Source organism: Streptococcus oralis (assembly GCF_016028255.1).
Lineage (GTDB): Bacteria > Bacillota > Bacilli > Lactobacillales > Streptococcaceae > Streptococcus > Streptococcus oralis_AC.
The window spans coordinates 1,945,916-1,970,454 of record NZ_CP065707.1; the positions used below are offsets into that span (position 1 = coordinate 1,945,916).

22 protein-coding genes, 2 pseudogenes and 1 riboswitch are annotated in these 24,539 nt (G+C 42.5%); of the genes and pseudogenes, 8 read left to right on the forward strand and 16 right to left on the reverse strand.

All coding sequences use genetic code 11. From position 1 onward, the window contains the following. Window positions 1-123: 123 nt before the first annotated feature. A riboswitch (TPP riboswitch) is annotated at window positions 124-212 on the reverse strand. Window positions 213-360: 148 nt separating this feature from the next. Then, a complete protein-coding gene (gene lctO / locus I6G42_RS09515) occupies window positions 361-1,497 on the reverse strand; it encodes an L-lactate oxidase (protein ID WP_038804426.1) in 1,137 nt (378 codons plus the stop codon). A 209-nt stretch (window positions 1,498-1,706) separates the two neighbouring features. On the opposite strand from lctO, the gene I6G42_RS09520 reads away from it, so the two are divergent. Genes I6G42_RS09520 through I6G42_RS09535 form a run of 4 tightly spaced genes read left to right on the forward strand, consistent with a single transcriptional unit; the run spans window position 1,707 to window position 4,661 of the window. Next, the gene (locus I6G42_RS09520; protein WP_038804428.1) at window positions 1,707-2,387 is read left to right on the forward strand and encodes an amino acid ABC transporter permease; all 681 of its coding nucleotides are present in this window, start codon (window positions 1,707-1,709) and stop codon (window positions 2,385-2,387) included. Continuing rightward, window positions 2,347-3,024, forward strand: coding sequence for an amino acid ABC transporter permease (locus tag I6G42_RS09525; protein WP_038804431.1), 678 nt, complete (start codon window positions 2,347-2,349; stop codon window positions 3,022-3,024). The genes I6G42_RS09520 and I6G42_RS09525 overlap by 41 nt, the downstream gene beginning before the upstream one ends. Further along, complete coding sequence (locus I6G42_RS09530; RefSeq protein ID WP_038804433.1) at window positions 3,025-3,783, forward strand: amino acid ABC transporter ATP-binding protein; 759 nt, start codon at window positions 3,025-3,027, stop codon at window positions 3,781-3,783. Window positions 3,784-3,794: 11 nt separating this feature from the next. Then, window positions 3,795-4,661, forward strand: a complete 867-nt coding sequence (locus tag I6G42_RS09535; RefSeq protein ID WP_038804434.1) for a cysteine ABC transporter substrate-binding protein — start codon at window positions 3,795-3,797, stop codon at window positions 4,659-4,661. 59 nt (window positions 4,662-4,720) lie between these two features. On the opposite strand, the gene pyrE is transcribed toward I6G42_RS09535, so the two are convergent. From pyrE to I6G42_RS09585, 10 genes and pseudogenes are all read right to left on the reverse strand, one after another. Then, window positions 4,721-5,353 carry an orotate phosphoribosyltransferase gene (gene pyrE, locus I6G42_RS09540; protein WP_000170978.1) on the reverse strand — a complete coding sequence of 211 codons (633 nt, stop codon included), beginning with the start codon at window positions 5,351-5,353 and terminating at the stop codon, window positions 4,721-4,723. Between the two features lie 42 nt (window positions 5,354-5,395). Beyond that, window positions 5,396-6,097, reverse strand: a complete 702-nt coding sequence (gene pyrF / locus I6G42_RS09545) for an orotidine-5'-phosphate decarboxylase (protein WP_038804435.1) — start codon at window positions 6,095-6,097, stop codon at window positions 5,396-5,398. A 189-nt stretch (window positions 6,098-6,286) separates the two neighbouring features. Next, window positions 6,287-7,405, reverse strand: a complete 1,119-nt coding sequence (locus tag I6G42_RS09550; RefSeq protein WP_038804437.1) for a cell division protein FtsQ/DivIB — start codon at window positions 7,403-7,405, stop codon at window positions 6,287-6,289. A 9-nt stretch (window positions 7,406-7,414) separates the two neighbouring features. Further along, window positions 7,415-8,473, reverse strand: a complete 1,059-nt coding sequence (locus I6G42_RS09555; protein WP_038804438.1) for a UDP-N-acetylglucosamine--N-acetylmuramyl-(pentapeptide) pyrophosphoryl-undecaprenol N-acetylglucosamine transferase — start codon at window positions 8,471-8,473, stop codon at window positions 7,415-7,417. Window position 8,474: 1 nt separating this feature from the next. Then, entirely contained in the window at window positions 8,475-9,827 is a 1,353-nt protein-coding gene (gene murD, locus I6G42_RS09560) for a UDP-N-acetylmuramoyl-L-alanine--D-glutamate ligase (RefSeq protein ID WP_038804439.1), read from the reverse strand. 103 nt (window positions 9,828-9,930) lie between these two features. After that, window positions 9,931-10,107: pseudogene (locus tag I6G42_RS09565) on the reverse strand (AAA family ATPase); the annotation flags it as partial. A gap of 70 nt (window positions 10,108-10,177) precedes the next feature. Then, complete coding sequence (locus tag I6G42_RS09570; RefSeq protein WP_038804441.1) at window positions 10,178-10,582, reverse strand: PaaI family thioesterase; 405 nt, start codon at window positions 10,580-10,582, stop codon at window positions 10,178-10,180. Between the two features lie 69 nt (window positions 10,583-10,651). Next, window positions 10,652-12,139 (reverse strand): UDP-glucose--hexose-1-phosphate uridylyltransferase, encoded by a 1,488-nt coding sequence (locus tag I6G42_RS09575; protein WP_038804442.1) that lies wholly within the window; start codon window positions 12,137-12,139, stop codon window positions 10,652-10,654. Next, on the reverse strand, window positions 12,136-12,795 hold the full coding sequence (locus I6G42_RS09580; RefSeq protein WP_038804443.1) for an HAD family hydrolase: 660 nt from the start codon (window positions 12,793-12,795) through the stop codon (window positions 12,136-12,138). Before I6G42_RS09580 ends, I6G42_RS09575 begins: the two co-directional genes overlap by 4 nt. Before the next feature lie 11 nt (window positions 12,796-12,806). After that, complete coding sequence (locus I6G42_RS09585; protein WP_038804444.1) at window positions 12,807-13,985, reverse strand: galactokinase; 1,179 nt, start codon at window positions 13,983-13,985, stop codon at window positions 12,807-12,809. Between the two features lie 164 nt (window positions 13,986-14,149). Here I6G42_RS09585 and galR point away from each other — a divergent pair, with 164 nt between their 5' ends. Together galR and I6G42_RS09595 are read left to right on the forward strand one after the other, a co-directional pair. Further along, the gene (galR, locus tag I6G42_RS09590; RefSeq protein WP_038804445.1) at window positions 14,150-15,154 is read left to right on the forward strand and encodes a DNA-binding transcriptional regulator GalR; all 1,005 of its coding nucleotides are present in this window, start codon (window positions 14,150-14,152) and stop codon (window positions 15,152-15,154) included. A gap of 128 nt (window positions 15,155-15,282) precedes the next feature. Further along, window positions 15,283-16,559: pseudogene (locus I6G42_RS09595) on the forward strand (ISL3 family transposase). A 102-nt stretch (window positions 16,560-16,661) separates the two neighbouring features. Here I6G42_RS09595 and I6G42_RS09600 read toward each other — a convergent pair. Both I6G42_RS09600 and I6G42_RS09605 read right to left on the reverse strand, forming a co-directional pair. Then, window positions 16,662-19,187, reverse strand: a complete 2,526-nt coding sequence (locus tag I6G42_RS09600) for an ATP-binding cassette domain-containing protein (protein WP_038804446.1) — start codon at window positions 19,185-19,187, stop codon at window positions 16,662-16,664. A 109-nt stretch (window positions 19,188-19,296) separates the two neighbouring features. After that, window positions 19,297-20,196 carry a cation diffusion facilitator family transporter gene (locus I6G42_RS09605; RefSeq protein WP_038804447.1) on the reverse strand — a complete coding sequence of 300 codons (900 nt, stop codon included), beginning with the start codon at window positions 20,194-20,196 and terminating at the stop codon, window positions 19,297-19,299. Window positions 20,197-20,326: 130 nt separating this feature from the next. Between I6G42_RS09605 and I6G42_RS09610 the strand changes: the two genes are divergently transcribed. Both I6G42_RS09610 and I6G42_RS09615 read left to right on the forward strand, forming a co-directional pair. Continuing rightward, window positions 20,327-20,881, forward strand: a complete 555-nt coding sequence (locus tag I6G42_RS09610) for a TetR/AcrR family transcriptional regulator (RefSeq protein ID WP_038804448.1) — start codon at window positions 20,327-20,329, stop codon at window positions 20,879-20,881. A gap of 26 nt (window positions 20,882-20,907) precedes the next feature. Continuing rightward, window positions 20,908-21,240 carry a hypothetical protein gene (locus I6G42_RS09615; RefSeq protein WP_038804449.1) on the forward strand — a complete coding sequence of 111 codons (333 nt, stop codon included), beginning with the start codon at window positions 20,908-20,910 and terminating at the stop codon, window positions 21,238-21,240. A gap of 90 nt (window positions 21,241-21,330) precedes the next feature. On the opposite strand, the gene I6G42_RS09620 is transcribed toward I6G42_RS09615, so the two are convergent. The 3 genes from I6G42_RS09620 to I6G42_RS09630 are packed head-to-tail and all read right to left on the reverse strand — an operon-like array spanning window position 21,331 to window position 24,531. Then, window positions 21,331-22,851 carry an ABC transporter permease/substrate-binding protein gene (locus I6G42_RS09620; protein WP_038804450.1) on the reverse strand — a complete coding sequence of 507 codons (1,521 nt, stop codon included), beginning with the start codon at window positions 22,849-22,851 and terminating at the stop codon, window positions 21,331-21,333. After that, window positions 22,844-23,572: an ABC transporter ATP-binding protein gene (locus I6G42_RS09625; RefSeq protein ID WP_038804451.1), complete on the reverse strand. Its 729-nt coding sequence runs from the start codon at window positions 23,570-23,572 to the stop codon at window positions 22,844-22,846. Before I6G42_RS09625 ends, I6G42_RS09620 begins: the two co-directional genes overlap by 8 nt. Continuing rightward, window positions 23,569-24,531 (reverse strand): zinc-binding dehydrogenase, encoded by a 963-nt coding sequence (locus I6G42_RS09630; protein ID WP_038804452.1) that lies wholly within the window; start codon window positions 24,529-24,531, stop codon window positions 23,569-23,571. Before I6G42_RS09630 ends, I6G42_RS09625 begins: the two co-directional genes overlap by 4 nt. Between the last annotated feature and the right edge of the window lie 8 nt (window positions 24,532-24,539).

A 24,539-nucleotide genomic window follows, 5' to 3' on the forward strand; every position in this document is an offset into this window, starting at 1 on the left:
AAGAAGAGCTACCAAAAGGCTTTCCGTCAAGCCTATCCTCTTTTGATAAACAAAAAAACTCCAATTACAAACGAGAATTAGAGTTTACCTTACCAGATTAGACAGTTCTTTTCGACATACGAAAAAAACCTTTTCACATTTCCCTTCGCCAGTCTTAACTGTATCAGGTTCAATGGGTATTATCTCAGCCTAAAGCACCCCAAATGTCTTTATTATTTAATTACTGGACCAGTATAACAGAATTTGAAAGCCCTAGCAAGATATTTGACTGGAAAATATATTTATATAGCTTATGAAAACGATTTAATCTTTCTATACACGAAGAAAAACCTCCACATCAGGTGGAGGCCGTCTTCTTTATCAATACAACTTTAAGTCACGAGGGTCGACTGGGAAGGTTGGGTTGTATGGGTTGTGACGGAGTTTGAAGTGTTTGACATCCTCAATAGTCTGAGTTCCAGATAATTGCATGACTGTCTTCAATTCTGCATTCAAGTGCTCAAAGACTTGACGCACACCAACACTACCACCAAGAGCCAAACCATAGATCACAGGGCGGCCAATAGCTACCAAGTCTGCTCCTGAAGCCAAAGCTTTAAAGACGTGCTGACCACGACGAACACCAGAGTCAAAGACAATTGGTACACGTTTATCAACTGCTTCAGCGACTTCTTGAAGCGAGTCAAAGGCCGCTGGCCCACCGTCGATTTGGCGGCCACCGTGGTTGGTTACCCAGATACCAGAAGCACCTGCGGCAAGCGAACGTTCAACGTCTTCACGGCATTGTGGCCCCTTGACATAAACAGGAAGACCTGAGTATTCAGCGATAAATTCGACATCGCGTGGAGACAAGCGTTGTTTGGCTGATTTGTAAACAAAGTCCATTGATTTTCCAGCACCTTCTGGCAGGTATTCCTCAACAATCGGCATACCAACTGGGAAGACAAAACCATTGCGCTTATCGACCTCACGATTGCCCCCTACAGTTGCATCTGCCGTCAAGACAATCGCTTTGTAGCCTTCAGCCTTCACACGGTCCATGATATGACGGTTAATGCCGTCATCCTTACTAAAGTAAAATTGGAACCAATGAGGTGTCCCTTGAAGAGCTTCCGTAATTTCTGGAAGGTCAACAGTAGAGTAGGAACTAGTTGTATAGAGAGAACCAAATTCATGCACACCACGCGCAGTAGCTACTTCCCCCTGCTCATTTGCTAATTTATGAGCTGCAACAGGCGCCATAATAATTGGTGAAGATAATTTTTCACCTGCAAATTCAATCTCTGTACTTGGATTTTCAACATTGCAAAGCGTATGTGGAACGATGAGTTTGTGGTTAAAGGCACGGATGTTCTCGCGTAAAGTGAAAGTATCCTCTGCTCCACTAGCGATATAACCAAAGGCAGCTTTAGGAATGACTTGTTGCGCCATTGGCTCTAAATCATAAGTGTTAATAAAATCTACAGGTCCTTCTGCATTGCTTGTTTTATATGACATAAAGTGTCCTCCTTATTAAGTAAGCGTTTACTTTTTCTTGCATAAACTATCTTACCTCTTTTTCAGAATCCTTTCAAAAATTTTGTCTGGAAATTTCAAATCACAGACATGATAAATATTTTCTATCATTGTGATAAAAAATTCATATTATCCAAACATGCCCTTTAGTGCTACAATAGCTATATCATTCCTAGACGGGAGGTTCTATTTTGGATTGGTCCATTGTTGAACAATATCTACCACTATATCAAAAGGCTTTTTTTCTGACCCTGCATATCGCAGTTTGGGGAATTTTGGGTTCTTTTCTTGTTGGTCTAATCGTTAGTGTCATTCGGCATTATCGCGTTCCTATCTTTTCACAGTTAGCAACAGCCTACATCGAATTGTCACGAAACACGCCCCTTTTGATTCAGCTCTTCTTTCTCTATTTCGGGCTTCCCCGAATAGGAATTGTTCTTTCTTCAGAAGTCTGTGCAACTCTTGGCCTCATCTTTTTAGGAGGCTCCTATATGGCGGAATCCTTCCGAAGCGGACTAGAAGCAGTTAGTCAAACCCAGCATGAGATTGGCTTAGCTATCGGTCTGACACCCGTTCAGGTTTTTCGCTACGTAGTCTTGCCACAAGCTACCGCAGTGGCTCTGCCGTCCTTCAGTGCCAACGTGATTTTCTTGATTAAGGAAACCTCAGTTTTCTCTGCAGTAGCCTTAGCCGATCTCATGTACGTCGCCAAGGACTTGATTGGACTCTATTATGAGACAGACATTGCACTGGCCATGTTGGTAGTTGCTTATCTCATCATGCTGCTACCCATCTCGCTAGTCTTTAGCTGGATAGAAAGGAGGCTCCGCCATGCAGGATTCGGGAATACAAGTACTCTTTCAGGGAAATAATCTCTTGCGGATTTTACAAGGATTGGGAGTCACGATTGGGATTTCCATCCTCTCTGTCCTCTTATCCATGATTTTCGGTACGGTTATGGGAATCATCATGACCTCCCATTCTAGAGTCGTTCGTTTTTTAACACGTTTTTATCTAGAATTTATCCGTATCATGCCTCAACTGGTTCTGCTCTTCATTGTTTACTTTGGTTTGGCTCGAAATTTTAATATCAACATTTCTGGAGAGACTTCTGCCGTTATCGTTTTTACACTCTGGGGAACAGCTGAGATGGGGGACTTGGTACGTGGAGCCATCACTTCCCTCCCTAAACATCAGTTTGAAAGTGGACAGGCACTGGGCTTAACTAACTTGCAACTTTACTATCACATTATCATTCCACAGGTCTTGAGAAGACTGCTGCCACAAGCTATCAACCTCGTCACTCGGATGATCAAAACGACTTCCTTAGTTGTCTTGATTGGGGTTGTGGAAGTTACCAAGGTTGGACAACAAATCATCGATAGCAATCGCTTGACCATCCCAACCTCTTCCTTTTGGATTTATGGGACCATCCTGGTCTTGTATTTCGCAGTTTGCTTTCCTATTTCCAAACTATCTACTCACTTAGAAAAACACTGGAGGAACTAAATGTCTGATACTATATTAGAAATCAAGGATCTAAAAAAATCCTTCGGAGATAATCCCATCCTCCAAGGACTTTCCATGGATATCAAAAAGGGGGAAGTTGTCGTCATTCTAGGACCATCTGGTTGCGGGAAAAGTACCCTACTTCGCTGTCTCAATGGCTTAGAAACCATTCAGGGTGGAGATATTCTTCTGGATGGCCAATCCATTATTGGAAACCAGAAAAACTTTCACTTGGTTCGTCAAAAGATTGGCATGGTCTTTCAAAGTTATGAACTCTTTCCCCATCTGGACGTCCTGCAAAACCTCATCCTAGGTCCTATCAAGGCACAAGGACGGGACAAGAAAGAGGTGACTGAAGAAGCCCTGCAATTACTCGAACGTGTCGGACTGCTTGATAAAAAACACAGTTTCGCTCGCCAATTATCTGGTGGACAAAAGCAACGGGTTGCCATTGTCCGTGCTCTGCTCATGCATCCAGAAATTATCCTCTTTGACGAAGTGACGGCTTCGCTGGATCCAGAAATGGTGCGTGAAGTTCTGGAACTCATCAATGACTTGGCTCAAGAAGGGCGCACCATGATACTGGTAACCCATGAGATGCAGTTTGCCCAAGCCATTGCGGACCGCATTATCTTTCTCGACCAAGGGAAGATTGCTGAAGAAGGAACGGCTCAAGACTTCTTCACCAATCCACAAACCAAACGAGCACAGGAATTTTTAAACGTATTTGACTTTAGCCAGTTCGGCTCATATCTATAAAGGAGATTTTTATGAAACTACTCAAACCACTTCTAACTGTTTTTGCTCTAGCATTTGCGCTTATCTTTGTCACAGCTTGTAGCTCAGGTGGAAGCTCTGATACTTCATCAGGAAAAGCAACTGCCAAAGCCCGCACTATTGACGAAATCAAAAAAAGCGGTGAGTTACGAATCGCCGTATTTGGAGACAAAAAACCATTCGGTTATGTTGACAACGACGGTTCCTACCAAGGCTACGATATTGAATTGGGTAACCAATTAGCTCAAGACTTAGGTGTTAAAGTCAAATACGTTTCCGTTGATGCTGCCAACCGTGCTGAATATTTGATTTCAAACAAGGTGGATATCACACTTGCCAACTTCACAGTTACCGACGAACGTAAGAAACAAGTTGACTTTGCGCTTCCATACATGAAGGTTTCACTGGGTGTTGTTTCACCTAAAGATAAGATCATTAAAGATGTTAAAGAGCTGGAAGGTAAGACCTTGATTGTCACAAAAGGAACCACTGCTGAAACCTACTTTGAGAAAAATCACCCAGAAGTCAAACTTCAAAAATACGACCAATACAGTGATGCTTATCAGGCTCTTCTTGACGGACGTGGAGATGCCTTCTCTACTGACAATACTGAAGTCCTAGCTTGGGCTCTTGAAAATAAAGGGTACGAAGTAGGAATTACTTCCCTCGGTGATCCAGACACCATTGCGCCAGCAGTTCAAAAAGGAAACCAAGAATTGCTTGACTTCATCAATAAAGATATTGAAAAATTAGGCAAAGAAAACTTCTTCCACAAGGCCTATGAAAAAACACTTCACCCAACTTACGGTGATGCTGCTAAGGCAGATGATCTAGTGGTTGAAGGTGGAAAAGTTGACTAATACTTTCCGAAAATAAAAAGAAATCAGGTAATCCTAGTGACTACCTGATTTTCAATATTTTAGGCATTTTGCCAATTTTCTTGGTCTTCTTTGAATCGTTTTAAGAGATCCAATCCCTCTGGTGTGATGTAGCCTTCTTCCTGAGCTAGGTGGATGAGCTCGCTGTAGTTTGAGAGAGTCACCAGTTTCACGCCTGCGTTTGCAAAGTTCTTATCTGCTTTTGCTAGTTGATAGCTAAAAATGGCTACTACACCGAGAACATCTGCTCCTTCACGCTTGGCAGCTGCTACCGCTTCGAGAACAGAACCACCAGTTGAGATCAGGTCTTCTACAATTACCATTTTTTGCCCCTGGGCTACACGGCCTTCGATTTGGTTTCCGGCTCCATGGTCTTTTGGTTTACTACGGATATAGGCAAATGGTAGATTCATCTTATCCGCGATGATAGCTCCGTGAGGAATCCCTGCTGTCGCTGTACCAGCGATGACTTCAACCTCTGGAAAGGCTGCTTTGATAGCATCCACAAAACCATTTTCAATCAAAGTTCTAGTTTCCGGGTAAGCTAGGGTCACACGATTATCCGTATAGATAGGTGACTTGATACCAGATGCCCAAGTGAAAGGCTCTTCTGGTTTGAGATAAACCGCTTGAATTTTCAATAGATGGCTAGCAATGTCTCTAGCAAGTGTCATGGTATACTCCTTCTTATCCTTAAATCTATAATCAAATACGCTTTAGACCCAATCGCGTGTCCATTCTTCCTTGATAGCATGGTAGGCTGCTACAGGGTCTGCTGCCTGTGTGATAGGACGGCCTATTACAATGTAGTCACTACCGATTTGATAGGCTTGACCAGGGGTTACCACTCGTTTTTGATCCCCTGCTTCAGCACCTGCTGGTCGAATACCTGGTGTCAAGCAGATAAAGTCTTCGTTTGTCGCCTCCTTGATGAGCTGTGCCTCTTGGGCTGAGCAAACCACTCCATCCAATCCAGCTTCTGCTGTTTTCTTAGCATAGTGAATCACTGATTCCTGCAGACTAGTTTGGATATTTTGACAGTCTTGCATCTGCTCTTCGGATGTTGAGGTCAATTGGGTCACCGCAATAAGAATCCCTTGATCACCAAGGCCTTCACGCGCAGCCTGCATCATTTCAAGCCCACCTGCAGCCTGAACATTGGTCATATCGACACCCAGACTTGACAAGATTTTCATTGTTGACTTGACCGTATTTGGAATATCATGCAACTTGAGATCCAAAAAAACACTATGTCCCAATGATTTCAAATAACGAACAACCTCTGGACCTACTGCATAATAGATTTCCATTCCTACCTTGACATAGAGTTTTTCCTCTGCTGGAAAAAGGGCTAAAAATTCTTTGGCTTCCTCGAAACTTGGAAAATCCAGAGCAATGACCGGGCGACTCTCTCGCATTCTTTTCTCCTATTCTTTGCTAACAGTCCATTGCTCAAAAAAGGAACCTGCTAGCAGCTAGGTTCCACGAAAAACGGGTAGTCTCCACCCTTTCACTGTCTAACCTTAGCTGCCTCTCTGGACTGCTTTAAAAGTTTTCTACTATTCTATTATTTATAACGACACTTGTCAAGTAAAAACTGAAGATTCTTATTCTTGTTTCTTTTCTTCAGCTTTTTTTTCTTCCTGTTTTTTCTTCTCCGCTTCCTTAGCCTCTTGTTTGGCCTTTTCCTCAGCTTCTTCTAAGCGTTTATCAGCCAGGCTAGTGCTATAAATTCCTGCCTCCATATCGATGAAGCTCGGTTCTGCTAACTGTGGCTTGATTTTGCTGTAATAAGGCAATTTTTTACTTAACTCTGACAAGGGAACCAAGATTTCATCTGTATCCAGCATGGTGATTTTTAGAAGATCGGCAGTTGCCTTACTTGGGGCTAGTTCGATCTTCTGGATCTGACTCTTTATGTCCTCACTGATGCTAGAAAGACCCACAATCAGGTCCTTCACCTGCTGCTCATCGTTAAAGGTAACTGTTAAGTAGGTCTCAGGTAGGTTCAAAAGGTTGACAGGGCTTGGATCAATTGTTCCACTAGACAAGATTGGATAGTGGTCTTCACCTGTCACATAGTAGCCAACAATCTCAAACTCTTTGACTTCAATCGTAAAGTTTGTTGGAAATTTATAGTCAATCTTTGCTGACTCTATCCAGTGGTTGGACTTGATTCGCTCAGCGTACTTTTCCTTATCCAACAACAGGGCTAAGGTATAGTCGCTATCCTGAATCCCAGATACCTGTTTAATATCATCCGCTTGGGTCTGGACATTTCCCTTAACCTCGATATTTTTGATTGTCGACAGCGGAGTCAACAGATAGACTGAGAGAAGGAGAACCAAAACACTCGGCACCAAGATACTAACTGCCCTCCAAATATGAACGGGAGCAATTCTCGGCTTGGCAGGTTTTTCTGGCTTTTCTTTTTTCTTCTTCTCTTTCTCTTTTTTAACTTCGGTGTCTTCCTTTTGAGGTTTTTCTTCTTTTTCGGATGGTGCCTTACTTGGACTTGTAGCTTCCTCGTCTGTCTCACTCGAGGATTTTTTGGCCTCCTCCAATAGTTTCGAGTTGGCCTCCTTCCGAGCTTGTTTTTCCTTTTCCTTCTCCGCAGCTAAGGCAGCTTCTTCCTCAGCCTTCTTTTTCAGATATTCTTGGTTCCGTTTCTGCCATTCAGACAATTCTTGTTTCTGGTTTGATTCTTTTTTCTTATCCTTTGACATTGGTTTTCCTTATGATAAGTCTTTTCTTAGTAGGGCATAAAAATCATCAAGAGATTTCAATTCAGTTGAAGCCCTCATACTAGCTTGGTATTGATCCTTGTGACTAAGCAAGTGACTGAGTTTTTTCTCCAAACTTTCCAAGTTCAATTCTGTCTCTTGGAGTTCTGCTGCATAACCCTTTTTAACAAAGTAGGCTGCATTTTCAATCTGGTCTCCTCGACTTGCTTCACGACCCAATGGTACGATGAGATGGAGTTTAGTCATAGCCAAGAGCTCAAAAATCGTGTTGGCACCACCACGCGTCACCACCACATCTGCCATCTCCATCAAGGGTTGATAGAGGTTCGTCACATAGCCGATACGGAAGAGATTTTGACTCAATTCATTGAGGCTAGAATCTCCAGTGAGATTAATGATATTGTAGCGCTCTGTCAGCTCTTTTTTATAGTCTGTTACCAGTTGGTTAAAGACACGAGCTCCTGCAGAACCACCAACAAACAATACCGTTGGCAATTTTGGATTAAAGTGGGTTTGGATATCCACCAACTCGTCTGGTCCTGGCGTCTCTTGGCCTGTTACCTTGGTCACTGCCCCCACGTGCTCGACTTTTGCAAGACTAGCAGCCTGCTCAAAGGTCGAGTACATCTTGGTTGCGAATTTATAGGCAATTTTATTGGCCAAGCCCATAGACAGGTCCGATTCGTGAATAAAGACAGGCACTCCTGACACACGCGCTGCGATAACCGGCGGTACAGAGACAAAGCCACCCTTTGAAAAAAGGGCCTGTGGACGCAGTCGTAACATGATAAAGAGCGATTGGACAATTCCCCAACCAACCTTAAAGACATCCAGCATATTTTGCCAAGAGAAATAGCGACGCAACTTCCCAGTCGAAATGGAATGGAAGGTCACATTCAAGCCTGACTTGAGGATTTCTTGGTGTTCGATTCCATGCTTATCCCCGATATAGTGAACTTCCCAGCCGTCTTCGATGAACTTAGGCATTAACAAAAGGTTGAGGGTAACATGTCCAACCGTCCCCCCACCTGTAAAGACAATTTTTTTCATATTATTCCTTTAACTCCGCTACTGTGTCGATAAAGAGGTCGCCACGTACTTCAAAGTTAGCATACATATCCCAGCTGGCATTGGCAGGACTGAGGAGAACCACGTCTCCTTGAGTCGCTAGCTCATAAGCCTTGCGAGTCGCATCTGCAATATCTATCGCATCTACATAAGCCACACCAGCCTTATCTGCTGCCCGTTTGACACGTTCTGCAGACTGACCGAGGATAACCATCTTCTTGAGCCCAGTGATATCTGGCACCAATTCGTCAAACTCATTGCCGCGGTCCAAACCACCTGCAATCAAGATGACCTTGCTATTGTCAAATCCTGACAAGGCTTTTTGAGTAGCCAAGATATTGGTTGACTTGCTATCATTATAGAATTTGACACCCTGAATTTCATCCACAAATTGGAGACGGTGTTTGACACCACCAAAGGCTGATAGAGTTTCCTTGATGGTTTGGTTGTCGATACCTCGGAGCTTAGCTACTGCAATGGTCGCAAGGGCATTTTCCACATTGTGACTACCTGGAACTCCGATTTCACTCGCTGCCATGACCACTTCCCCATGGAAGTAGAGTTGACCTTCTTCCAGATAAGCTCCATCAACCTTTTCAAGTGTTGAAAATGGAACAACAGTGGCTTGTGTTTTAGTAGCCAATTCTTTTGCCAAGTCTTGGTTAAAGTTCAAGACAAGGAAATCAGCTGCTGTCATCTTGTTCTGGATATTCCACTTAGCTGCCACATATTCCTCAAAAGAACCATGGTAGTCGATATGAGTGGGCATGAGGTTGGTAATGACCGCAATCTCTGGATGGAATTCTTGAACGCCCATCAGTTGGAAAGAAGAAAGTTCCATGACAAGCGTGTCCTTGGCTGTTGCAGTTTGAGCCACTTGACTTGCAGGATAGCCGATATTCCCTGATAAGAGACCATGTTGACCAGCAGCAGTCAAAACCTCCCCAATCATCGTCGTTGTGGTTGTTTTCCCATTTGAACCAGTAATACCGATAATCGGTGCATCTGAGATTAAGTAAGCCAATTCTACCTCAGTCAAGACTGGAATACCCTTTGCCAATGCCTTCTCAATCATGGGATTGCTATAAGGAATCCCTGGATTTTTCACCATCAGAGCAAACTCTTCATCCAAGAGCTCCAAAGGATGCCCACCAGTGATAACCTTGATCCCATCTTCTAGCAAACTTTGAGCAGCAGGATTTTCCTCAAAAGGCTTGCCGTCATTTACTGTCACAATAGCTCCCAGCTTATCTAGCAAACGGGCTGCAGACTCACCAGACTTAGCCAAACCTAAAACAAGTACTTTCTTATTTTTAAATTGATCGATTACTTTCATGTCTCAAACTCCATTTCTACTCCTACTATTTTACCATTTTTACGGAAATAAAAAAGCCACAAAGTGTATTTGTGACTCTTTCTTCTAACTTAATGTTCTCTTATCATCGATGAGATAAATCGGTAACTCGAATGACTTGATCCACTTGCTCCCAGATAAGAGGATTGTGGGTCGCAATAATAATCGTTCGATTCGGATTTTTTAATGATTCTAGGATAGAAAGTAATTCCTCAGAGTTTTTGGGGTCTAGTGAAGCGGTTGGTTCATCTGCGAGAATCAAAACTAACCTGCACTCCAAAAGTTCGACAAAAAATATCTAACCCTTAGAGTGCAGGTCAACTCTCAGTACTTTATATCCTTACCTGTCTTTCTTCTGACCGCTGGCCGGTGACAAACATGGTAAAGGTTGCCTTACAGACATTTCTGCCTTCTTGATTGGTGATATCGACATCCACTACACAAGTGGTACGTCCTTGGTGGACACATTCTCCTTTAATGGTCAGCACATCGTCGAGTTTTCCTGCTTTGAGGTAGTTGATAGAGGACTGGAGCGTCACTCCGTCAAGTCCTAGCGAAATGACAACCAAACCACTAATCTGGTCACAAAGAGTAAAGAGATAGCCACCATGGGCATTGCCATAGTAGTTGAGCGACGAGTCCACTACTTTTGTCGTCACCACAACCTGACCATCTCTCATTTTTTCTATTTCGTAATTTTCAAAGGCAGATATAGCGTCAAAATGAAAATCTTTCATCGTTTCCTCCTGATATTTCAAACGACACTATGATACTACTTTTTATAGGACTGTGCAAGGAGAAAGCTCCTAGTCTGACAAAATTCCGACCTGCTCCACAAAGCGCATAAAGGCTGCCTGTCCTTGTTCCGTCTGCTTGTAAACTCCTGCATCCTCCAGAACACGCGCAAAGATAGCACCCACAGAGTCCTTGACGATTTCAAGGGCTTTTTCTTTATCCGCTAGGTCTGGATGTTGGGTTTTGAGTTGGTCGGCCCATTCCTGATGATAAGATGCAACTGCTTCATCATCTCCTACAATATAGCTGGCAACCTGCTCCACTTCTGCTTTCAAACGAGGTGGTAAGATAGCCAAGCCCATGACCTCAATTAAACCAATATTTTCCTTCTTGATATGTTGAACATCCTTGTGGGGATGATAGATACCATCAGGATGCTCTGGCGATGTCTGGTTGTCCCGCAAGACCAAGTCCAACTCAAACTGTCCATCGCGTTTACGGGCAATGGGTGTAATGGTATGGTGTGGTGTCCCATTACTTTCTGCCAAAATCTGCACTGCAGGGTCTGAATATTGGCGCCATTTCTGCAAAATCTTATCAGCCAAGTTGATCAAATCCTCTTTGGAATCCGAAGTCAAACGCAACACTGACATAGGCCACTTGACAATCCCAGCCTTGACCTGCTCAAAACCAGCAAATCGGAAGGCCTTTTGCAGAGGAGCCAATTCCATAGGAAATACGTGACGGCCTCCCTGATAGTGGTCATGAGTTAGAATAGACCCTCCCACAATCGGCAGATCAGCATTAGAACCCGCAAAATAGCCTGGAAACTGTTCTACGATAGCCAGCAGACGCTCAAAACTCTGACGGCTGATAGCCATGGGGCGATGCAGACCATCTAAGAAGATACAGTGCTCATTAAAATAAGCATAGGGCGAATACTGGAAGCCCCACTCCTGACCCGCCATTTCAAAACGGATAATGCGGTGATTGCTACGAGCTGGATGGTTAACCCGACCATAATATCCTTCGTTCTCTAGACAGAGTTGACACTGGGGATAATTGCTAGCTTGCGCCAACTTGGCTGCTGCAATCTCCTTTGGATCCTTTTCAGGTTTAGAGAGGTTGATAGTAATCTCAAGTTCTCCGTAGTCAGATGGAACACGATAAGCAATATTTTTAGCAATGGCCTTGAGTTTGATGTAGTCATTTTTCTGACTGAGCTGGTAAAAATCCCCTATCGCCTGCTCAGGAGAGTGAGCATAGGTTGTCCAAAAGTCACGATTAACCTGACTTGGACAAGGGGTTACCAAATCCATTAGTTCAGCACCAAGGATTTCACGCGCAGTCTGACTATCCTCAATCGTCTCTAATCGAACGGCCTCCTCAACCAACTGGTCCTTGAGGTCAATCAATTTATCCAGATCAGTCTCAACTTCCAAAACACCATCTCCTACTCGTGCCAAGACACGATTGGTTAGGTAGATTCGATCCATTTCCTCAAATGAACTTCCAACAATGACTTCCGTGATAAATGCATCTAGAACTCCCTGACTCATTGATTCTCCTTCTTACTTTCTAAATAGTCTCTGACAGCATCTAAATCCTGAAAAACTTGTTCTGTTTTATTTAAGAAAGACTGTGCTGGCATTTTTAAGTCTGGAATACAAATAACTGGTATCCCAGCTCTATACGCTGCTTCAATCCCTGCTTCACTATCCTCTAATACTAAGCAATTCTCTGGTAAAACATTCAAATCACTACAGGCTTTTAAAAAAATATCAGAGTAAGGTTTGCTTCGCTTTACATCTTTTGCAAAAACTAGATGGTCAAATAAGGACAGTATCCCATTACTATCCAAAATCATTCTAGCTCTATATTCAACACTTGAAGTTGCTAAAGCGATTGGAATACCTTCTCTTTGCAAAAAAGCAAGCAAATTTTTAGCACCTTTTTTTAAATTTACACCTTTGGCTAATATTCGAGCTTCCAGTTCATAAACTTTTTCCAAGGTTTGGTCAAAGTTCCAAGGTAAATCATAGGTATCCAAAAATCGTTGAACATTCTCCTCTTCCCTATGTCCACTGTATTCTCTAGAATAGGTTTCTTCTGTGAAAGGAATTCCAAAATCTTTAAGCAATTCTTGATAAACTTTTAGAGAAATGATCTCAGTATCAGCTAATAAGCCATCTAAATCAAATATTACAGCTTCCATTTACTTCTCTCCTAGTCTAAAACTCGACTGCCACCTGCAACTTCAGCGATATAGAAGCTTGGAGCATATCCAACGACTTCTTCATAGCGCTTGCCAACAGCTGCTTTAAAGGCCTCAACAGCATCTTTTTGAACTAAGGCAATGGCACAGCCGCCAAATCCTGCCCCTGTCATACGAGCACCGAGAACACCTGCTTGAGCCCAAGCTGTGTGAACGAGGGTATCCAACTCCAAGCCAGTTACTTCATAGTCATGTTCTAGAGAAACGTGAGATGCATTCATCAAGCGACCAAAAGTTTCCAAATCTCCTGCTTGAAGGGCTGCTTGTGCTTTGAGGGTACGTTGGTTTTCAAGCACAGCATGGCGAGCACGTTTCAAACGATTTTCGTCTTTAATTAGATAGCTATATTGGTCAAAGGTCCATTCGTCCAACTCACCCAAGGTCTGAATATCCAAGGCAGCTTGCAATTCTTCTACTGCTTTTTCACACTCAGCACGACGTTCATTGTATTTAGAGTCCGCTAGTTCACGGCGTTTGTTGGTGTTCATGATAACAACAACATTGTCCTTCAAATCAAGGGGCACCAAGTCATACTCCAAGGTATTGGTATCTAGGTAAATAGCGCGTCGGTCAGCACCCATACCGATAGCAAACTGGTCCATGATACCAGAGTTGACTCCGATAAAGCTGTTTTCTGTTTGTTTTCCAATTTTTACCAAATCTAAACGGTCTAGTTTTAAATCAAAGAGATGCTCTGCCACAACACCTGTCAAGAGTTCCAAAGATGCTGATGATGACAAGCCAGCTCCATTTGGGATATTCCCATAAACATAAAAATCAAACCCTTTGTCAATCACGTGCCCAGCTTCTTGCAAGAAATGAAGAACCCCTTTTGAATAGTTGGTCCAGCTGTGCTCTTTTTCAAACTTGAGATCAGCAAGAGGCACTTCGATGATACCCTTGTCTTCAAAATTGGCTGAGTAGAAACGCAAGACTTGGTCGTCACGCTTGCGAGCCGCTCCGTATGTCCCCAAAGAAATAGCAGCTGGAAAAACGTGCCCACCGTTGTAGTCCGTGTGTTCACCAATCAAATTGATACGCCCTGGTGAAAAGAAAGTTTGATCTGCTTCTTGACCAAAAACGGCAAGAAAGTCTTTGCGAAGGGCTTCAGCAGTAAGATGTTGTGTCATATGAATTCTCCTTTGACTGTTCGTTAAGTCGCCTTAACGTGTAATCGTTTTCTTCTATTGTATCCAAGGCTTTTGCCAAGGTCAATCCTTTTTACTAAACTTTTACTAAACTATCAGTAAAAAGCAGAAAAATATGATATACTAACCTAAAAGAAGGAGGATTTATGGCTACCTTAAAAGACATCGCACAGCTAGCCTCTGTCTCTATCGCGACCGTATCTCGTGTCCTCAATCGCGACCAGAGTCTATCTGTTACAGAAGAAACTAGACACCGTATTTTAACCGTCGCTGAGGAGCTGGGCTACACCAAGCACCTCAAGACAGGCGAATCCCACAAACCCAAGCAAAAGATTGCCATTATCCAATGGGTCAGCGAACAAGGGGAGTTGGACGATCTCTACTACTATCAGATTCGTCTCGGTATTGAAAAAAGAGCCCAAGAGTTGGACTATGATATCTTGCGCTATTTTAATGACCATCCTTTTACATTAAGCGAGGAAGTGATTGGGATTCTCTGCATCGGAAAGTTCAGCCGAGCTCAGATTTCTGCCTTTGAAGAATACCAAAAACCTTTAGTCTTTATAGATAGTGACACCCTCTCACTAGGTCATACCTGTATTATCACTGACTTTTACACTGCTGTGAAACAAGTTGTAGACCATTTTCTCAGTCAGGGGCTGGATCGGATTGGCATTCTAACAGGACTTGAGGAAACAACCGATCAGGAAGAAATTATCCAGGATAAGCGGCTAGAAAATTTCAAAGACTATACCCAAGCAAATGGAATCTACCATGAAGAACTGGTCTTTCAGGGGAGCTTTACTGCCCAGTCTGGCTATGACTTGATGAAGGAGGCCATTCAGAGCTTAGGAGACCAACTCCCACCAGCCTTTTTCGCAGCCAGCGATAGTTTAGCCATTGGTGCCCTCCGTGCCCTTCAAGAAGCTGGAATTAGCCTACCAGACCGCGTCAGCCTCATTTCTTTTAACGACACTAGCCTGACCAAGCAGGTCTATCCTCCTCTTTCTAGCATTACCGTCTATACCGAGGAAATGGGCCGAGCAGGTATGGATATTCTTAACAAGGAAGTCCTCCACGGTCGGAAAATTCCTAGCCTGACTATGCTGGGAACCAGACTGACTTTGAGAGAAAGTACGAGGAACGAATAGAAAAAGGGCTCTATAATATTTGTAGTGGGTAAATCCCCTATAGATATTATGGAGCCTATTTTGTTGTAGAAAAAAATCCCATATAATCTATAATGAAAAGCGACCAAACCATCATTAGAAAGAATCATATGGAACTATTACATTTTATCACAAAACTACTCGATATTAAAGACCCTAATATCCAGATTCTAGATATCATCAATAAGGATACTCACAAGGAAATCATCGCTAAACTGGACTACGACGCCCCATCTTGCCCTGAGTGCGGATATCAAATGAAGAAATATGATTTTCAAAAACCTTCTAAGATTCCTTACCTTGAAACGACTGGTATGCCTACTAGAATTATCCTTAAAAAGCGTCGTTTCAAGTGCTATCAGTGCTCGAAAATGATGGTCGCTGAGACTTCTATTGTCAAGAAGAATCACCAAATCCCTCGTATTATCAACCAAAAGATTGCTCAAAAGTTGATTGAAAAGACGTCTATGACTGATATTGCTCATCAGCTGGCCATTTCAACTTCAACTGTCATTCGCAAGCTTAATGACTTTCACTTTAAGCCTGACTTTAGCCGTCTTCCTGAGATTATGTCTTGGGACGTTGAAACAGTCAGAGGAGTGACTATTTCAATCGGGAGATGAAGATGAGTTTCATTGCGCAAGATTTTGAAAAGCTCAATATCATCACTGTTCTTGAAGGTAGAACACAAGCTATCATCCGAAATCACTTTCTTCGCTACGATAGAACCGTTCGCTGTCAGGTGAAAATCATTACGATGGATATGTTTAGCCCTTACTATGGCTTAGCTAAACAGCTTTTTCCCAGTGCTAAAATCGTTCTAGATCGTTTTCACATTGTACAACATCTCAGCCGTGCTATGAGTCGTTTGCGGGTCCAAATTATGAATCAGTTTGAGCGAAAATCTCATGAATATAAGGCTATCAAACGTTACTAGAAGCTCATTCAACAAGATAGTCGTAAACTCAGCGATAAGCGATTTTATCGCCCTACTTTTCGTATACACTTGACGAATAAAGAAATTCTAGACAAGCTTTTGAGCTATTCAGAAGACTTGAAACACCACTATAAGCTCTATCAGCTCTTGCTTTTTCACTTTCAGAATAAGGAACCTGACAAATTCTTCGGACTTATTGAGAACAATCTAAAGCTGGTTCATCCTCTTTTTCAGACTGTCTTTAAAACCTCTCTCAAGGACAAAGAGAAAATCGTCAACGTCCTTCAGTTACCTTATTCCAACGCAAAATTGGAAGCGACTAATAATCTCATTAAACTTATCAAACGAAATGCCTTTGGTTTTCGGAATTTTGAAAACTTCAATAAAAGAATTTTCATCGCTCTCAACATCAAAAAAGACAGGACGAAATTCGTCCTGTCTCGATCTTAGCTGACTTCAACCCACTACTCTTCACCCCACTACAGTTGACAAAGAGCCAGAAAAAGGTGGATAAAGAAGTAGGCCTTTATCCACCTTTTTGTGGTTTAGTTGTTATTCGCTACGAAGCGATTCGACTGGGTCTTTCTTAGCAGCGATGCGTGAAGGGATTAGACCGGCTAACATGGTAAGGACAATCGAAATACCGATAAGGATTAGAGCTACTTCTATTGGTAATTGCGCTACATTTCCTACATTTGTCATTTTCGCAACAATCGCATTGATTGGGAATGTCGCAAGAAAGGTAATCGTGATACCGAGCACCCCAGAGATCAATCCTTCAATGGCTGTTTCAGCAGTGAAGATACGACGAATATCTTTCTTCGAAGCCCCCATTGCACGTAGGATTCCGATTTCTTTTGTACGTTCGAGAACTGAAATGTACGTGATAATCGAAATCATTATAGAAGATACAATGAGTGAGATGGCCACAAAGCCAACGAGTACTGTTGTCACTACGCCAACCAATGTCGTAATTGAAGACATGATAGATTGGATATCATCTGAATAAGCGAGTACTTTATCGTCTTCTCCAGCTTCTTTTTTCGCTGTGTTATAGGCGTTTATGAACTCTTTTAAGTCTTGTTTTTGTTGGAACGAAGAGGTGTAGAGCTCAATGGCAGCTGGTTTGGATTTGTTGATGACGCCCATTTTTGCGAGGTTTTCCTCGTAAGTTGAAGCCGAATTGTCGTTATATTGTTGGACATACTGCGCCTGTTCTTCAGGTGTCATTTTAGCCAACTGAATTTTTTCTTCTTCGGTTAAATTCTCCGAACTGAATGGTTTAGGATCTTTGGCAAAGTCTTTACCCGTAAATACATTTAGATTTTGATTGGCTTCCTGTTCCTTAACGATATCACTATTTTGAATGTGTTCGGAAGTATAATCAATAAGGGCGCTTGTGTAGGCGATTCCTCCTGAAGGAGCATTCACGCCTGAACTTGTGCCGTCTTTTTGGCGAAGGACACCCACAATTTTAAGTTGAAGCCCATTCTCGATTTGAGTTTTCATATAAGAAGCATTATCAATCTTATTGAGCCATAAGTTATTTTCTTTCACAAAACGCTTTGTATTGACAACTGCTTTGAAAGTTTTTCCGATAAAATCACTATATTGATACGTTTGAGAAGAGAGTTCGTCGAGCTTCTTCGTATCGTTCAATTCACTGGGATCTTTGATACGTAAACTATAGAGCAACAAATCGCTAATTTGATTGTTTTCATCTACGATAAGGACGAGCTCGGACTTATCTTGTGGGAAGCGTCCTTCCAACACGTCGTACTTGCTTTCTAGCATTGAAGAATCACTAGAAAGTTCACTCCAGTAGTTGAGGTTTTGTAAGTATCCCTTCATCGTTTGGTTCGCTGTCTCTACTTCATCAGCTAAGGTTGAAGGCAGAATACTTTTGGGTCCGTTGGAAGTATCACTTGCATAGATAAACGGTTGTAAATTGTATCGGTAACGAATGTCTTTTGTGAGAGATTCGACCTTCGAAGCGTGTTCCTCCAAGTAAGTCTTGAAGGAAGCTAGGTCGTTCTTTCCGATTTGTTTTTTCAATAAATTCGTTAAAACCGTATTGATACCGAGCTCATGATTATCCTTGTAAGGCTTCTCGCTCAAATCTGGAGAGGTCGCCAACAAGTTGCTCTGGTTCTGCTCGCTAATCGTCAGTGGAAGAGAGACGAGGGTATCTTCCTGCACCTTTTTAACGTAGTCACTCACACCATTGGAAAGGGCTAAGATAAGAGCAATCCCGATAATCCCGATAGAACCCGCAAAAGCTGTTAGTAAGGTACGACCTTTCTTCGTCAATAGGTTATTAAAGGAAAGTACAAGGGCGGTTATAAAGCTCATCTTCGTCTTCGTGAACTGGATGTCGACTTGCTTTGTCTCCTCTGTTGGTTCGCATGGATTTGAGTCGCTCAAGATGTTTCCATCTAATACTTGTACGATACGTGTGGAGTACTTCTGTGCCAGCTCTGGGTTATGCGTCACCATGATAACCAAACGTTCCTTGGCGATGTCTTTTAATAAATCCATGATTTGAACAGAAGTCTCAGAATCGAGCGCTCCTGTCGGTTCGTCGGCTAAAACGACTTTTGGATCATTAACAAGAGCACGCGCAATCGCGATTCGTTGCATTTGTCCCCCAGACATTTGACTTGGTTTCTTATATAAATGGTCTTTTAGGCCTACGCGTTCGAGCACTTCGATAGCACGTTTCTTACGTTCTGCTTTTGAAACACCCGAAAGAGTCATTGCAATTTCTACGTTAGAGAGTGCAGTTTGGTGCCCGATGAGATTATAAGACTGAAAGATGAAACCGATGGTGTGGTTTCTGTAGCTATCCCAATCGCGGTCTTTAAATTGCTTTGTTGATTTTCCTTGGATGAGTAAATCACCAGATGTGTATTGGTCGAGTCCCCCGATGATATTTAATAGGGTGGTTTTCCCAGAACCCGATTGCCCAAGAATGGAGACAAACTCATTCTCACGGAAGCGAATCGAGATATCCTTTAGCGCGTGGAACTCTTGATCGCCCGTATGATAGACTTTTGAAATGTGTTGTAGCTGTAACATCGTCTATCTCCTTTCAGTGATATATGTAGTCTATCACAATTTCATAATGGAGTAAATATGTTACATTTACAATTCATCAAAAATAATCAACAAATAGAAAATCGACTTCTTATGAATGATAATGTCCATGACTTTGACCTACTTCCAACTCCTCAATTTTTCGCTTATGGGTTTGGTGACTTGCTAGGTTTGCATCAACTTCAATGGTAACATTTTGAAAACCATAATCTTTGAGTAAATTACGAATGGATTCTTTACAATACTCCATATGTTCAATCTCTTCTAGGCAAACATGAACAATGGCGTCATTTTCCAGACCATCCATGGACCAAATACTGAGTTGATTAACACTTTTAACATTATCTAGCGCTGCTAACTCTTTCTCTAGCTTAGCAGTCTCGATCCCTTCAGGCACAGCATCTAAGAAAATCTTAAGTGTTGACCAAAAGCGAGGAATGGCTTTCCAGAGGATAAAGCTAGAAATCAAAAGAGACAAGAGTGGATCGAGAAAGTACCAATCTGTCACATACAAAACACCAGCAACCAGAATGACCGCTAGCCAACCCAGAATATCTTCTAAAAAATGCAAGGTCAGGATAGCTTCATTCTTGGTCTGACCCTTACGAACGATTAGACTAGCCAAGAGATTGATAAGAATCGCAAGAATCCCCAACCACAGCATCCCTTGGTAGTTGACAGGCTGAGGGGATAGGAGACGAGGAATATTCTCCAAGAGCACCATGAAAGATCCTGTCAAAAGGATCAAGGCAGTCAGCATGGCACCTAGCAAACTGAAGCGTTTGTAGCCAAGAGTATAACGTTTGTCTTCCTGACGATTGGAAATAGTTTCCAAGCAAGCTGATAAGCCTATGGCAAGGGCATCGCCCAAATCATGAACCGCATCCGCTAAGACCGCACTTGAATTGAAGATGCCCCCAAAAATAAATTCGACAACAGAAAATGATAGATTCAAGAAAAAGGCTAGCCAGATAGATGTTTTAGAACTCATTTCTTTCCCTCCTTTGGTATAATAGGTATATATACTTCTTTCATTTGTATTATCTAATAAAATCCAAAGAAAGGATAGAAGCAAACTGTCAGCCTTATTCAGTTCTGAACAGTTTGTCTCAAGTGTCTATATGCAAAAAAGAGATCGTCGGGTTAGCAAGACGAAAAAAGCCATTTATCAAGCTTTTCTACAAGTTTTGAACGACAAAGGCTATGATGCCACTACTGTCCAGGATATCATTGACCTAGCAGATGTTGGACGTTCTACTTTTTACTGTCACTATGAAAGCAAGGAACTCCTTTTAGATGAACTCTGCCGCTACCTCTTTCATCATCTCTTTGAAAGGGAAGGACACTTGACTACCGAGGACTACCTCGCACATATCTTTTTACATTTTCAAAAAAACCAAGACCATGTCACCAGTCTCCTTTTTTCCAAAAACGACTACTTTCTCCGCCAACTACACAAGGAACTCGAACACCATGTTTACCCCATGGTAGCGGAGGATTTGCAAGAGGCCTATCCAAACATACCGGCTTCCTACCTCAAACATTTTGTAGTAACCAATTTTATCGAAACACTGACCTGGTGGCTTAAAAAAGGAAAATCTTATACCGAAGACCAAGTGGTGAGATTTTACTTAGATGTGATTGAGATGACTTCTACAAAATCACTCGAAATTTAATCCTATCACGAAGAAAGGAATCAACCATGTTAACTTCTATTATCCTAGGAATTCTAACGATTGTATTGGCTCTTATTTTCTCCCTCCTTCATCTCGCGGCAGCTTTCGCAGCCATGAAAGAAAAGAACTACAGTCTGGGAAACACGTGCATCTTGGTCGGCAGTTGTCTTACTTCACTAGCTCTTGCTATCTTTTTCTTCGTTCCACTAGCAACGATCATCTTATGGATAGTGGGCTCTAGCATCATCTGCTACGGTGCTTACTGGAATGGGCGACAGCAAGAAAACCAACATATATCGCACCACATTATAAGGGGCACACTAGCGGCTTTGATTGCTCTCTTGTTTATCTTACTCTAACATTAAAAATCCCATCTCGTCTATAATTCGAGATGGGATTTTATCTGCTGAAGAAAATTGCTAGTGGCTTCCACTGGCTTTCCTCTCCATTTATTTCTTCAACAAACCTTGTTCTTGTAGAAACTCCTTGGCTACTTGTTCTGCTGACTTGCCTTCGACACCCACTTGGTAGTTGAGCTGGCTCATCTGGCTTTCAGAAATTTTACCAGCCAGTTGATTGAGAACTGTCTCCAACTCAGGATGTTTCTTGAGAAGAGCTTCTTTCATAAGTGGTGCCCCTTGATAAGGGGGGAAGAGTTGCTTGTCATCTTCCAAGACCTGCAAATCATAACGCGCCAATTCTGCATCTGTCGAATAGGCATCTGTAATTTGAATATCGCCCGACTGAATTGCCTGATAGCGAAGAGCTGGCTCCATGGTCGCTACGTTGAGATTGAGACCATACATTGATCGCAAGCCCTTATTTCCATCCTCACGATCATTAAACTCGAGAGTAAAGCCTGCCTTCAACTGTCCTTCTACTTTTTTCAAGTCCGAAATGGTCTTCAAGCCATATTCTTGAGCAATCTTTTTCGGAACAGCTACAGCGTAGGTATTTTGATAAGACATAGGTTTGAGATAGGCCAGATGATCCTGTTTGGCAATGCCATCACGCGCCACTTGATAAACCTGATCTGGCTCATGACCTACTTTAGGTACTGGTTGAAGCAAACTTTCAGTCACTGTACCGGTAAATTCAGGATAGATATCAATATCCCCTTTTTTCAGAGCTTCATAGAGGAAGCTTGTTTTCCCAAAATTCGGTTTAACAGTCGCGGTCATACTGGTATTTTCTTCAATCAGCAACTTATACATATTGGCCAAAATTTCGGGTTCTGGTCCTAATTTTCCAGCAATCACCAAGTTTTCTTTCTCTTTTTGAGCCAAAATGGCTGGACTATAAGACAGACCAAGTAATATTGTCACCAAGGCAAAACCAGAGAAAATCGTCCGCAATTTTGCTTTTTCCATCACTTTTAGTAGGAAGTTAAAGGCAATGGCAAGCACTGCAGAAGAAAGAGCCCCAATCAAAATCAGACTGGCATTATTACGGTCAATTCCCAAAAGGATAAAGGAACCCAGTCCACCTGCACCAATCAAGGTCGCCAAGGTTGCCGTACCGATAATCAATACAGCTGCCGTCCGAATTCCAGACATGATGACAGGCATGGCAAGTGGAATTTCAAACTTCTTGAGACGCTCCCACCTAGTCATCCCAAAGGCAATCCCAGCCTCTTGCAGACTCGGATCAATTCCCTTTAGCCCAGTGATGGTATTTTGCAAAATCGGAAAAATCGCATAAATCACTAGTGCTGTCAAAGCAGGCAAGGTTCCAATTCCCATCAAGGGGATAAAGAGTCCCAACAAGGCCAAAGACGGAATGGTCTGGAAAATCCCTGCAATCTGCAAGACCCAGTCGGCCAACTTCTCATGATAGCGAAGATAAACAGCCAAAGGAATCGCTATAAAAATAGCTAGTAACAAGGTCAAAAGTGACAACTGCAAATGTTGAGATAGAGCTGTCAACCAATCACTAAAACGATCCTGAAAAGTTGATATCAAATTAGCCATGAACACTACCTCCAAACAAGTCTGCTACAAATTCTGTGGCAGGAGCTTTTAAAATCGTCTCGGGATTCGCCACCTGACGAATTTCTCCATCCTGCAAGACAGCAATACGGTCCGCCAATTTCAAAGCTTCATCCGTATCATGGGTCACAAAAACCGTTGTCATCCCAAACTCTTTATGCAATTCTTTCGTCAAAACCTGCAACTGTTTTCTCGAAATCGCATCCAAGGCTGAAAAAGGCTCATCCATGAGGAGAATCTTAGGCTGACCAATCATGGCACGAACAATGCCCACCCGTTGCTGTTCTCCACCAGATAATTCACTAGGAAGTCGATGTCCATACTCAGCTACTGGCAAACCAACCTTAGCCAAAAGCTCTTCTGTTTTCTGAGCAATCTCTTCCTTAGTCCACCCCTTCATTTCAGGAATCAGGGCAATATTTTCCGCAACCGTTAGATTGGGAAAAAGAGCAATAGCCTGTAAAACATAACCAGTAGAAAGACGAAGTTCACGCTCATCATAGTCTTTGATGCGTTTACCATCCATATAGATATTTCCATCAGTTGGTTCCAAGAGACGATTAATCATCTTAATCATGGTCGTCTTACCAGATCCAGAAGGACCCACTAAAACCATGAACTCCCCATTCTCAATTCGTAAATTGACATCTCTCAAGACATCTTTTTCTGTGTAGCGTAGCGCTACATTTTTATATTCAATCATTCTTTCTCCTCATTTTTTACGATAACCTTGCCAAAAGACTGGCTACTTTCCAGATAAGCATGCGCATCCTGAATTTGCTCAATAGAAAATACTTTTTCAGGTCGCACATCCACCTGATAATACTCCACAAAGTCCACCAAAGCTTGTAGCTTGTCTTGAGACACATTGCCAGAAGCAAAGGTAGTCAAGTAGAGATTGCGGTAAAGCATTTCAATAGGATCAAAGTCTGGAATAGTCCATTGACCGCCCAGCAAGCCACAAGAGCATATTATACCACCATCTGCCGTCCGAGCAAATGTATCAAGAATGGCACTCGGACCGACAAGATCCAGAACCCTGTCAAACTGCTCTTCCGTTTGCAAGACACCATCCTTATCCAAAATTACCTGATCAAATCCTGCCTCTTTTAGTTGCTCTTCCTTGCCCAGACTACGGCTACTTCCCGCTAGATAGACATTTGGAAATTGCCCCTTGAGAAGTTTTGCAAAAGCAATCCCAACACCACTAGTCGCTGCCCGAACCAGAACTCGGTCTCCCTCCTCAATCTTGAGATTGAGATAAGAGCCAAATGCTGTGTAGTAGGTTTCAGGCAGAGCGATTAAACTTTCCAAAGCAAGCTCTGTCCTCACAGGATAAACCTGTTCATCTGGTAGCAAAACATACTCAGCATAACCACCATCAAAAGCACGCCCCATTTCTCCCATGATGGAGATGACTTGCTGCCCGACCTGCAAATCGGGACGATTGGTTTCCTCTACAAGTCCCACACATTCAATTCCTAAAATCCGTGGAAATTGAACGGAGGGCGATAGTCCTTGACGAGTAAAAATCTCGCTATGGTTGATTCCAAATCCTTGCACCTTGACCAAGGTCCAACCTTCTTTAACAGTCGGTTTTGGAACTTCCACAACCTGCAGAACTTCTGGTCCCCCAGCTTCCTTAACAAGCACAGCTTTCATCTTAGTAT

Bases quoted from the DNA above. Each gene is read 5' to 3' on its own strand.
- lctO (WP_038804426.1), bottom strand. From the start codon at position 1,497: ATGTCATATAAAACAAGCAATGCAGAAGGACCTGTAGATTTTATTAAC.
- I6G42_RS09525 (WP_038804431.1), top strand. From the start codon at position 2,347: ATGCAGGATTCGGGAATACAAGTACTCTTTCAGGGAAATAATCTCTTG.
- I6G42_RS09530 (WP_038804433.1), top strand. From the start codon at position 3,025: ATGTCTGATACTATATTAGAAATCAAGGATCTAAAAAAATCCTTCGGA.
- I6G42_RS09535 (WP_038804434.1), top strand. From the start codon at position 3,795: ATGAAACTACTCAAACCACTTCTAACTGTTTTTGCTCTAGCATTTGCG.
- pyrE (WP_000170978.1), bottom strand. From the start codon at position 5,353: ATGACACTTGCTAGAGACATTGCTAGCCATCTATTGAAAATTCAAGCG.
- pyrF (WP_038804435.1), bottom strand. From the start codon at position 6,097: ATGCGAGAGAGTCGCCCGGTCATTGCTCTGGATTTTCCAAGTTTCGAG.
- I6G42_RS09550 (WP_038804437.1), bottom strand. From the start codon at position 7,405: ATGTCAAAGGATAAGAAAAAAGAATCAAACCAGAAACAAGAATTGTCT.
- I6G42_RS09555 (WP_038804438.1), bottom strand. From the start codon at position 8,473: ATGAAAAAAATTGTCTTTACAGGTGGGGGGACGGTTGGACATGTTACC.
- murD (WP_038804439.1), bottom strand. From the start codon at position 9,827: ATGAAAGTAATCGATCAATTTAAAAATAAGAAAGTACTTGTTTTAGGT.
- I6G42_RS09570 (WP_038804441.1), bottom strand. From the start codon at position 10,582: ATGAAAGATTTTCATTTTGACGCTATATCTGCCTTTGAAAATTACGAA.
- I6G42_RS09575 (WP_038804442.1), bottom strand. From the start codon at position 12,139: ATGAGTCAGGGAGTTCTAGATGCATTTATCACGGAAGTCATTGTTGGA.
- I6G42_RS09580 (WP_038804443.1), bottom strand. From the start codon at position 12,795: ATGGAAGCTGTAATATTTGATTTAGATGGCTTATTAGCTGATACTGAG.
- I6G42_RS09585 (WP_038804444.1), bottom strand. From the start codon at position 13,985: ATGACACAACATCTTACTGCTGAAGCCCTTCGCAAAGACTTTCTTGCC.
- galR (WP_038804445.1), top strand. From the start codon at position 14,150: ATGGCTACCTTAAAAGACATCGCACAGCTAGCCTCTGTCTCTATCGCG.
- I6G42_RS09600 (WP_038804446.1), bottom strand. From the start codon at position 19,187: ATGTTACAGCTACAACACATTTCAAAAGTCTATCATACGGGCGATCAA.
- I6G42_RS09605 (WP_038804447.1), bottom strand. From the start codon at position 20,196: ATGAGTTCTAAAACATCTATCTGGCTAGCCTTTTTCTTGAATCTATCA.
- I6G42_RS09610 (WP_038804448.1), top strand. From the start codon at position 20,327: ATGCAAAAAAGAGATCGTCGGGTTAGCAAGACGAAAAAAGCCATTTAT.
- I6G42_RS09615 (WP_038804449.1), top strand. From the start codon at position 20,908: ATGTTAACTTCTATTATCCTAGGAATTCTAACGATTGTATTGGCTCTT.
- I6G42_RS09620 (WP_038804450.1), bottom strand. From the start codon at position 22,851: ATGGCTAATTTGATATCAACTTTTCAGGATCGTTTTAGTGATTGGTTG.
- I6G42_RS09625 (WP_038804451.1), bottom strand. From the start codon at position 23,572: ATGATTGAATATAAAAATGTAGCGCTACGCTACACAGAAAAAGATGTC.
- I6G42_RS09630 (WP_038804452.1), bottom strand. From the start codon at position 24,531: ATGAAAGCTGTGCTTGTTAAGGAAGCTGGGGGACCAGAAGTTCTGCAG.